Genomic DNA, 8,970 nt, shown 5'->3' with positions numbered 1-8,970 from the left:
CAGAACCAGTACAGCACGTCGCAGGGGTTGCCGGCGCCGTCGCGGCTGCGGTAGAGCGCCTTGATCTGCGGCGCAACTGACGCCTCCAGCGCGGCGAAGTGCGCAAGCAGCCGCTGCTTGTCCAGGGGCTGTAGCGCGGTGCGCACCGCCCGCCAAGCGACCGGGTTGATGTCCCGCCCGATCACGGTGCAGCCGAGCTTGTGCGCCTCGCCCACCGTCGTGCCGCTGCCCATGAAGGGGTCGAAGATCACCGGCGCCGGCAGCTTCACGGCGCTCTGGTACAAGTCCATGACCGCGCTGCCCCGCGGCACCGCACAGCCGAGCACCACTGCGCGAAACACGCTGCCGAGCCGTTGCGCCCACCACTTGTGCGTGTGGTACACCGGCCGCCAGACCTCCTTGCGCCAGCTCTCGACCTCCGCGATGTCGCTCAGCGCCTCGAACGGAAAGCCGTCTTCGATGGCCCGGTCCGTCCGCCCGCGCACCACCGGTGCGCCGTAGCTCTCCTGCTCCTCCGCCACCAGCATGTCGGCCAGCTCCGACAGTGCCGACGCCACCCGATGCGGCTCCCGCGCCACCAGCGCCTGAAGCCGCTCAGGCACCCGGCCGGCGAGCAGCATCAGCTGATTCACCGGCACGGAGAGCGCCTCGGCGAGCTTCGGCAGCAACGCATCCGATGGCGGCGCCGCGCCCGACTCGACGCGGGACAGGTGCGCCGCATCGACGCTGCATCGCGCGGCGACGCTGCGCAGCGAGAGCCCAAGCTGCTCGCGACGGGATCGGAGGAACGCGGCGATGCCCATGCCGGAAGGCTAGGGTGTGTTGACGCTTTAGTCAACAGCCCGTGTGCCGATGGACTTGAGATGCTCACATCAGCCGCATCCGCACAAGTCAAGACGCCGGGGCTGTAAAACGCGAGGCGTTACATGTGAGACCTGACCCCGTCCATGTGTGAGACCTGACCCCGTCCATGCCGTCCCTGTTATGACCCCGTCCATGCAGGGGTTCGGCTGCGCGCTCGACGGCGCCAATAAGAATACTTCTCAAATGGGGTCGATCTACAGCAAAGGCGTGCCGCCATCTAATGGGCAATCGCCATAGAGGGCGTCCGGGCAGAGCGGGAGCCGCGAATTGAAGACAGTTTTCTGCCGGGCACTAGTTGGGCTTTTCGACGCAACGGACTAAACAAAGTGGGCAACTGCAACGGACTGCGGCTTGGAAAAGGACTTACGATGCAGCTTGATCCTTTCAATCTCGTGCATTGTCTCCGCGGTCATATAGCTCTCACCGCAGTGCGGACAAGAGACGACGGGGACGTCCTCTATAATGAGAAGATTGCTGCCCTTTCCGAAGCTGCGCGTCACCTTACGCACAACTGCTCCACCAGAACCACAGACATCGCAGATTTGGTTAGTCATAAGAATCTCGGAAGACGGTAATTATGATGAGCTTGTTCGTTGGCCCCGGTTTAACTACAACCGTGGCTACATCGTCGTCCAGTGTAGGACCTCGAACCAAAAACTTAGTTTCTGGGGGATCTCGATCCTTCTGTTCGTCCACAATATGACCGCTAAGAATTACACGCTCGAGGTCGTATATCGTTAGTCCGTCATCGTCCAGTTCTTCCGCGGCGTGTGTGGTCACAATGTATCGGTTTGTGCGAATGCACTCTCTGAACTCTTTGAGACGGGCTTTCATACTTCGCGGCCGGCGCAAAGTTGGGCTTCATAGTGTCGCCTTGAGATACGGCTTGAGAGATGTACCAGTTCCCCCGGAGGCGAATGTTGCAAAGTGAGAATATGCGTCTACTGACACTACTCGAATTTCCGGGTGCGTATTGTCAGTGTAAGTGTTCGGGTTTTCGTAGATTTCCCGCATTACCGAGATAGGCATCAGGTAGTAGATGTCAGCGCTTCCGCACACCCAAAGCTCGTAGTCGGCCGACAAGGTGTTTGGATTGATATTGAATTTGTACTTGTCTGGTGCGCGCAAGTTCGTCGAGCAGAAGCCAGGGCCAGCGCATAAAAATCCTTAGCCGAAGATCACCTTAGCCCGGTAGTCGTCGTTCCAAGCGGCCTCGCGGCGTTTCTGCGAGAGCCGCCGCTTAGAGGGCTCCTGCTCGAACAGGTTCATGCACAGATGGCGGATTACGGTCATGATCGCCGGTGCGTTACCTCTTCGGATGCGGCTCGCATCTTCGTTGAAGATGACGTCCAGGCGCCAGTGCAGCCGGTTCTCGACGCCCCAGTGGCCGCGCACGGCGTGGGCGAAGCGCTTGGCGTCGGCGCCGATGGAGTTGATGAACAGGCGCTGCTCGATTGAATGCTCATCGCCGCTCCAACACTCGCGCTCGACGAGGCCGATGCTGCGCAGCGCACGCCAACGCGACGCTTCGGACAACGTGCCGAGCTCCTCGGTGATCCAGTACCGGCGCACTTCCAAACGCCCGTGATCTTTGTCGGTTTCCTCGATGTAATCATGGGCGACACCAGCGAAGCCGCCGGCCCGCGCCGTGGCGAAGAAGTCCTCCACCTCCTCATGCAGGGTGCCCTGGTTGCCTTTGAGCCCGAGCACGTAGTCGGCACCTTGGTCGTCGATTTGTGCGGCAAGCTTGGTCTGGCAGCCCATGGCGTCGATGGTCACGATGCAGCCTTTGAGCTCCAGCAACTCCAGCAGTTTGGGAATGGCCGTGATCTCGTTGGACTTCTCCGCCGTCGCCTCTTGGCCCAGCACCAAGCGGTTGCGGCAGCCCCAAGCACTGACCATGTGCAGCGCGGACTTGCCGCGGCGGCGGTCGCGCGCGCCGCGTGCCGTCTTGCCGTCGACCGCGATCAGCTCGCCGCCGGTCGCCTCCGACACCGTCCGGGTCCAGCTCGCGAAGCACTCTTGGAACGCCTTCGGCGACAGCCCGGAGATCACGTAGGCAATGCAGTCATGCGATGGAATCCCGTTGCGGAAGGGCGCGAACCTGCGCAACCAGTCGAGCTTGGACTGGCCGAACTGCTCAATCGCCTCCCAGCCGTCGGCGCCGCTGAGCACCCCGCTGACGACCAAGAGGAGGATTTCCGGCAGCGGATAGAGCTTGTTGCGCTCAATGCGGAAGTCCGGAACCGGCGCGAAATGCTCAAGGATGCTGGCAGACACGAAAAACTCCTAAGACAGTTTCTCGAAGGATGCCTCAGATACATGTTTCAGCGCTAGTTTATATGCGCTCGCTCTGCGAGCAGAAGCGAACGTAAACGACAAATCCGCCAATACGAACCTTCGATCTTCCTGCTGGTGAGATCAGTTTGCCGCATGCGATTGCTCTGAGTGCGACGTCTTTGGCAGCAGTGCTCAAGATGACTCTCCTTAGCTAGCCCAACCTTAAGCACAGCCCGGCGCATGCTGCCGAGCCGCCCGCGTTAGCGGCGGCTCGGCAGCATGTGCTCGGGCTGGTGCTCTGGTTGGGCGTCTTCTCATTCGTTCGGCGGCGTGCTTATAGCGCGTGGCACCTTTTCCGCTAGCCCCCGTTTCGGTCATACCCTAGTCGGCTGGCCCACGCAATTGGCCATTGCCGCTCACTTTGCAATTTCCGGCGAGTTCCCGAACTCGGTCTAGCATGCCATTGACGTGTGTTGGCGTTTCTTGTCGAAACGCTTCTACCCGCGAGTACAGCAACTGGAATTCTGCTTCCTGGGCATCACTCCGAGGTCTTGGACTGGGAACCTGTCCGCGTGCTATGCGGTCTTCGAAGGTGCGACGCTGAAGAGAAGTTTTCTTATCGAGCAACTCAGCTCGAAGCAAGCCCACTTCCTGATTACAGTACGCTGTATTTATCATGTTCGCTCCATTCATACATCCGGGCTTTGCTTCTGTCTTCGCAATCTTGGCCTCATATTCCGCGTCGAGTTCGCTAAGCCGGATGGATAGCTCCAGCGAGTCTCCATTCGCAAGGAATATTCTCTCAATCTCCTCCCAGCTTGAAGCCGCACGCTGGACTGCTGTAGACCACTGCGAAATTAGCTTTCGGAGTTTAGGGTCAATCCCGTCCAATTCCATTTCGGAGAGTTCAAGGGAATAGGCAATCGTAGCCGCAGGCTCCGTGACTCCAGATCGCTTAGCAAGCCAATGATCCGTGCTGGTTCGAAACTGCCCCCAAAGGGCATCCGTAGCCGCGCAATACTGCTGCTCCCCCGACTGCGCGACAGTGCAGCCGTGAATCAATGCTGAAAGCCCAACTAACAAAACAATGCGGGTAAAGTCATGCATGGCTTTGGTGCCGCCCAACAGTTTTTTTAGGCTGAGGTCCACGTGAAAGTCAGCCTAGCCCAGATAGGGTTGACCGCAGTGTAGCCACTCCCGATCCCCTGTCAACAACCGGATTTCGCTCGGTTAACCTAGATCCGCTAACGTTGACGTCAGTCTAACGCCCTATCGTCCGACGAGGAAGTCGCACATGCCGAGATACGATGATCCAAGGGTGAGGCCCGGTCGTGCGCGCGGCGCTTACCGGGAGCTCGGGAATCCATCCGGCTGGGATCGTTATCTGACGCTGCTGGAGGGCGCGCGTGTGCCGGAGCCACAGCGGCGCTGGTACGTGGAGCGCGCGCAGGCGTTCATCGCGGCGGTGCGGCCGACGCGGATGGGCGAGGTCACGACGGAGCAGATCAGCGGGTTCCTGACGCGCTACGCGCGCGAGCAGCGGCTGTCAGGCTGGCAGTTTCGGCAGGTGGTGGATGCGTTGCACCTGTTGCTGGTGCAGCTGGCAGGAAACAAGGCTGCGCAGACGCTGGATTGGGATTACTGGCGAACAGCGGGGGAGGAGTTGTCCGCGGATCATCCGACCGTGGCGGCGGCACTGCCCGCCGAGGCGGCGGTGGAGGCGCGCTCGTCGTTCGTGAAGGCGGCCGAGGAGTGGCCGCTGCTGAAGCGCATGGCGCGGGTGATGCGGGCTCGGGGGTATGCGATCCGTACCGAGCAAGCCTACCTGGATTGGTGCCACCGGTTCATGCGGTTCTGCAAGGGCAAGTCGCCGGAGTCGTGGGGGCCGTCGGATGTCTCAGCCTTCCTGACGCATCTGGCGGCGGATCGGCAGGTCTCGGCGAGCACGCAGAGCCAGGCGCTGAACGGCTTGGTGTTCCTGTTCCGCCATGTGCTGGAACGGCCGGTGGACGAGATGCAGTTTCGCCAGGCGAAGCGACCGCCGCGGGTGCCGGTGGTGTTGTCGCGGGAGGAGATTCGGGCGTTGCTTGGGCAGTTGTCCGAGCATCACGCGATGTTGGCGCGGTTGCTGTATGGCACCGGGATGCGGCTGATGGAGGGGATTCGGCTGCGAGTGGGGGACGTGGATTTCGACAATCATCGTATCCTGGTGCGCAACGGGAAGGGCGGCAAGGATCGGGTGGTGCCGTTGCCGGAACGCCTGGACGCGCCGCTCAAGGCGCACTTGGGGCGGGTCAAGGCGCTGCACGACGAGGATTTGGCGGCAGGGGCGGGTGCGGTGTATTTGCCCGGTGCCCTCGCGCGGCAGTCGCCGAATGCGCCGCGGGAATGGATCTGGCAGTACGTGTTTCCGAGCGCAAACCTGTCGCGGGACCCGAAGGGCGGCGCGGTGCGCCGGCATCATTTGAACGAGAGCGACTTGCAGCGGGCCGTCAAGGCGGCCGGTCAACGGGCCGGGATCGCGAAACGGGTGAATTCGCATTGTCTTCGTCACTCGTTCGCAACGCATTTGCTGGAAGCCGGCTATGACATCCGCACCGTGCAGGAGCTGCTCGGGCACAAGGACGTGGCGACGACGATGATCTACACCCATGTGCTGAACCGGCCGGGGGTGGTGCCGGTGAAGTCGCCGATGGATGTGCTTTAATGCGGTCCAACTTGGACCGGCCCAGCACCTCGGCGAGCTCGGCGAGGGTTTGCGGCGAGCCAAGCAGGATGCCGTGTCGCAGCAGGTGGTGCAGGACCTGGCCGGGGATCGAGCTCGCAAAAAGCGCCGCGCTGATCAGGGCATTGGTATCGATGACACAGCGCAGCTCAGTCGGCGCCATGCAGGATGTCGTCCAGCAGCTCCCGTGTCAGGCCACGTGCCTGTGATTTGTGACCGAGGTCTTCCAGGATGTGTTCGAGGGAGCGGTCGGTTCGTGTTGCCTCAGTCAGCCGCAACGTGAGCAAGGCATCGAGCTTACGCCGCTCGGCAGGCGAGGCGGCCTTGTAATCACGGGCGGCAGCATCGCCAACTTGGTTGGAAATGGAGCAAGCAATGTGGCTGTCCGGTGGTCACGGTGGTCACTGCAAGCAAAGTGGCTGCCCTATGGTCAGGTCCGTCCTGTGGTCAGGCGTTGTGGTCACTGAAGTGGCTGTCCTGTAGAGGGTGTAGAGGGTGCTGTCCTGTAGAGGGTGAGGGGCTCCCGAGGGGCAAGCGACGTGGGTGTCCAATAGCCGACAATAGTCGTCAAATAGTCGCATCCAATGGTCGTAACGCAATGGTCGCATCCGCGTCAGCGGCGGCTCGGCAGCATGCGCTCGGGCTTGTGCGCATGTTGGCACCTATTGATTACTGCTGCGTGCGAGCAGCGCCCGGACTTCCGGGACAAGGCTCGCGGGTATGGACATGGTTATCGTGTCTTCTTGCTCAAAGGCCGCTTCAATTTCCGCGAACTGCTCGTCTTCGGACTGCCTTTCGTAGTGGTCGAGGACTTGACGCACACGATCTTCATCCCAGCCCTTTGGAAATGCGTTACTCATCGGCTTTTCCTCCGTTGTCTTCGTCGGTACGCGGTCTTGGATTTGCCTTGTAGTTCGTAGGCGGTAATCACGAACACGCTTTCTGGGCTTTCATCTGGGACATAGATGACTTGCAGATATCGCCCGCTGCCCGTCTGACCAATCTTCATTCGTGAGTTGCGCTTCGCAGGCAAATCCTCGCCGGGCCCAAGAAGTACTTCCGAGTCTTCATCTTCGTCAACTCCATGTTCGTAAATGTGCGGCACACCAGTTGACGGGTCGTTGTAGAAGCGAATCTCCATGTCTATCTCCCAAAACGTTCGCTTCGGGGGTCTTTCCTGAATGGGGTTGCTATCGGTCGAATCTGTATTATACCAACAGTTTTTTTACGCTGAGGTCCACGTGGAAGTCAGTCTATCCCAGATAGGATTGACCGCGGTGTAACCACTCCCGGACCCCTGTCAACAACCGGATTTTGCTGGGTTTCCCCTACTCGACACCCCTGTCACGGCGTACGTCAGCCTGGATCCGCTGACAATGAGGTCAGTCTGACGCCCTATCCAGCAGTCGTCAGAACTGCTTCACCCGAATCTTCATGGTCTGAATCCGGTACGCGATCTGCCTTGGGGTCATGCCGAGCAGGCGCGCGGCTTTGGCCTGGACCCAGCCGGCCTGCTCCAGGGCGGCGATGACGCGCTCGCGCTCGTCGATGTCGGGGTCGCTGAGGTCGATGTTGTCGGCGGCGGGGGAGGCGACGGGTCCGGAGCCGGCGGCGGCCATGGCGGTCTCGGGCAGGGCGCCGACGTCGAGGCCGGTGAGGTTCAGCACGTCGCGGTCGATGATGCCGCCCTCGCTCATGACGGCGGCGCGCTCCATGCAGTTCTCAAGCTCCCGCACGTTGCCGGGCCAGTGGTGGCGCATGAGCACCCCGAGCGCGCTGTCGGTGATGGTCAGCTCGCGGCCCTGGCGCTTGGCGAGCTTGGCGACGAGGAATTTGGCCAGCTCCGGGATGTCCTCGACGCGCTCGCGCAGCGCCGGCATCAGGATGGGCATGACGTTGAGCCGATAGTAGAGATCCTCGCGGAAGACGCCGTCGCGGACCTCCTGCTCCAGGTTGCGGTTGGTGGCGGCGATGACGCGCACGTCCACGCCCAGGGTGCGCGTGCCGCCGACGCGCTCGAACTCGCCCTCCTGGAGTACGCGCAGCAGCTTGGCCTGGAAGGCGGGGGAGATCTCGCCGATCTCGTCGAGGAAGATGGTTCCGCCGTCGGCCTGCTCGAAGCGGCCCTTGCGCTGGCTCTGGGCGCCGGTGAAGGCGCCCTTCTCGTGGCCGAAGAGCTCGGATTCCAGCAGGTTGTCCGGCAGGGCGGCGCAGTTCAGCTTGATGAAGGGGCCGCCGGCGCGCGGGGAGTTGTAGTGGATGGCGCTGGCGATGAGCTCCTTGCCGGTGCCGGACTCCCCGCGCAGCAGCACCGTGGTGTTCCACTTGGCCACCTGGCGCACTTGGTCGAACACCAGGCGCATGCGCTCGGTGCGGCCGATGATGTTGTCGAAGCCGTGGCTGCTCTTCAGGTGCCGGCGCAGGGTGTCGCGCTCCTCGCGCAGGGCGCGGCGCTCCGCCTCCACGGAACGGGACAGGCGCACGGCCTGGCCGATGAGGTTGGCGATCATCTCCGCGAGCCGCGCCCGCTGCGGCATCAGCTCGTCGGCTACCGGCGGCTGCACGGCGAAGACGCCCACCACGTCGTCCTCGCCGATGCGGATGGGCACGCCGATGAAGGGCAGGTCCGCATCGAACAGGCCGAGCCGGTCCAGGAATCGGGGCTCGTCGCCCACCCGCGGCAGGATCCAGCGCCGGTTGCTCTCCAGCACCTGGCCGATGACGCCCTCGCCCGGGCGGTAGCGGATCTTCTCGAAAGGGGCGGCGTCCTCGTCGTGCAGGGCGGCCACCAGCAGGTCGCCGCTGTCGGCGTCCAGCAGGCTGGCCATGCCGCGCGACAGGCGGCCGCGCTCGTGCAGGGTGCGCAGCACGTGGCGCAGGGTCTCGCGCAGCTCCAGGGAGCGGCTCAGCACGCAGCTCACATCGAAGAGGGCGGCGAGCTGCTCCTCCAGCAGCTTGAGGCGCACGGCCTCGCCGTTGCCGGACTGGGACGGGGATGGAGCGGGGGCTTCGACTTCGGGCATCTCGAGCATGTGGGACTGCGGCCTCGGGTTCCGGGGTGCCGGGGGCCCAGGCGGCCGCCCGGCTGGATGCTGAGCCGG

9 protein-coding genes and 1 pseudogene are annotated in these 8,970 nt (G+C 62.5%); 1 reads left to right on the top strand and 9 read right to left on the bottom strand.

The window, feature by feature from the left end:
• The 5 genes from QZ607_RS16735 to QZ607_RS16725 form a co-directional block, all read right to left on the bottom strand.
• Positions 1-803 (bottom strand): helix-turn-helix domain-containing protein (locus QZ607_RS16735; RefSeq protein ID WP_295884882.1); only part of this gene is annotated, 803 nt, incomplete at its 3' end.
• Between the two features lie 378 nt (positions 804-1,181).
• Complete coding sequence (locus QZ607_RS25910; protein ID WP_367268211.1) at positions 1,182-1,418, bottom strand: type II toxin-antitoxin system MqsA family antitoxin; 237 nt, start codon at positions 1,416-1,418, stop codon at positions 1,182-1,184.
• Positions 1,411-1,698: a DUF4258 domain-containing protein gene (locus tag QZ607_RS25905; RefSeq protein WP_367268210.1), complete on the bottom strand. Its 288-nt coding sequence runs from the start codon at positions 1,696-1,698 to the stop codon at positions 1,411-1,413. The genes QZ607_RS25910 and QZ607_RS25905 overlap by 8 nt, the downstream gene beginning before the upstream one ends.
• A 333-nt stretch (positions 1,699-2,031) precedes the next feature.
• On the bottom strand, positions 2,032-3,144 hold the full coding sequence (locus tag QZ607_RS16730; protein WP_295884878.1) for an ISAs1 family transposase: 1,113 nt from the start codon (positions 3,142-3,144) through the stop codon (positions 2,032-2,034).
• Positions 3,145-3,525: 381 nt separating this feature from the next.
• Positions 3,526-4,293: a hypothetical protein gene (locus QZ607_RS16725; protein WP_295884877.1), complete on the bottom strand. Its 768-nt coding sequence runs from the start codon at positions 4,291-4,293 to the stop codon at positions 3,526-3,528.
• Between the two features lie 145 nt (positions 4,294-4,438).
• On the opposite strand from QZ607_RS16725, the gene QZ607_RS16720 reads away from it, so the two are divergent.
• Positions 4,439-5,851, top strand: coding sequence for an integron integrase (locus tag QZ607_RS16720; protein WP_295884874.1), 1,413 nt, complete (start codon positions 4,439-4,441; stop codon positions 5,849-5,851).
• A gap of 49 nt (positions 5,852-5,900) precedes the next feature.
• Here QZ607_RS16720 and QZ607_RS25900 read toward each other — a convergent pair.
• From QZ607_RS25900 to nifA, 4 genes and pseudogenes are all read right to left on the bottom strand, one after another.
• A pseudogene (locus QZ607_RS25900) lies at positions 5,901-6,032 on the bottom strand (hypothetical protein); the annotation flags it as partial.
• Positions 6,033-6,531: 499 nt separating this feature from the next.
• A complete protein-coding gene (locus QZ607_RS16715; protein ID WP_295884871.1) occupies positions 6,532-6,729 on the bottom strand; it encodes a hypothetical protein in 198 nt (65 codons plus the stop codon).
• Positions 6,726-7,010 (bottom strand): hypothetical protein, encoded by a 285-nt coding sequence (locus QZ607_RS16710; RefSeq protein WP_295884868.1) that lies wholly within the window; start codon positions 7,008-7,010, stop codon positions 6,726-6,728. The genes QZ607_RS16715 and QZ607_RS16710 overlap by 4 nt, the downstream gene beginning before the upstream one ends.
• Before the next feature lie 268 nt (positions 7,011-7,278).
• Positions 7,279-8,892, bottom strand: a complete 1,614-nt coding sequence (nifA, locus tag QZ607_RS16705) for a nif-specific transcriptional activator NifA (protein ID WP_295884890.1) — start codon at positions 8,890-8,892, stop codon at positions 7,279-7,281.
• Positions 8,893-8,970: the final 78 nt, after the last annotated feature.

It is taken from the genome of uncultured Thiohalocapsa sp. (assembly GCF_913063425.1).
Taxonomy (GTDB): domain Bacteria; phylum Pseudomonadota; class Gammaproteobacteria; order Chromatiales; family Chromatiaceae; genus Thiohalocapsa.
This window is presented reverse-complemented; position numbering and strand designations above follow the sequence as displayed.

Excerpts from the sequence above, each read along its gene's own strand:
- QZ607_RS25910 (WP_367268211.1), bottom strand. The coding sequence starts at position 1,418 with ATGACTAACCAAATCTGCGATGTCTGTGGTTCTGGTGGAGCAGTTGTG.
- QZ607_RS25905 (WP_367268210.1), bottom strand. The coding sequence starts at position 1,698 with ATGAAAGCCCGTCTCAAAGAGTTCAGAGAGTGCATTCGCACAAACCGA.
- QZ607_RS16720 (WP_295884874.1), top strand. The coding sequence starts at position 4,439 with ATGCCGAGATACGATGATCCAAGGGTGAGGCCCGGTCGTGCGCGCGGC.
- QZ607_RS16715 (WP_295884871.1), bottom strand. The coding sequence starts at position 6,729 with ATGAGTAACGCATTTCCAAAGGGCTGGGATGAAGATCGTGTGCGTCAA.
- QZ607_RS16710 (WP_295884868.1), bottom strand. The coding sequence starts at position 7,010 with ATGGAGATTCGCTTCTACAACGACCCGTCAACTGGTGTGCCGCACATT.
- nifA (WP_295884890.1), bottom strand. The coding sequence starts at position 8,892 with ATGCCCGAAGTCGAAGCCCCCGCTCCATCCCCGTCCCAGTCCGGCAAC.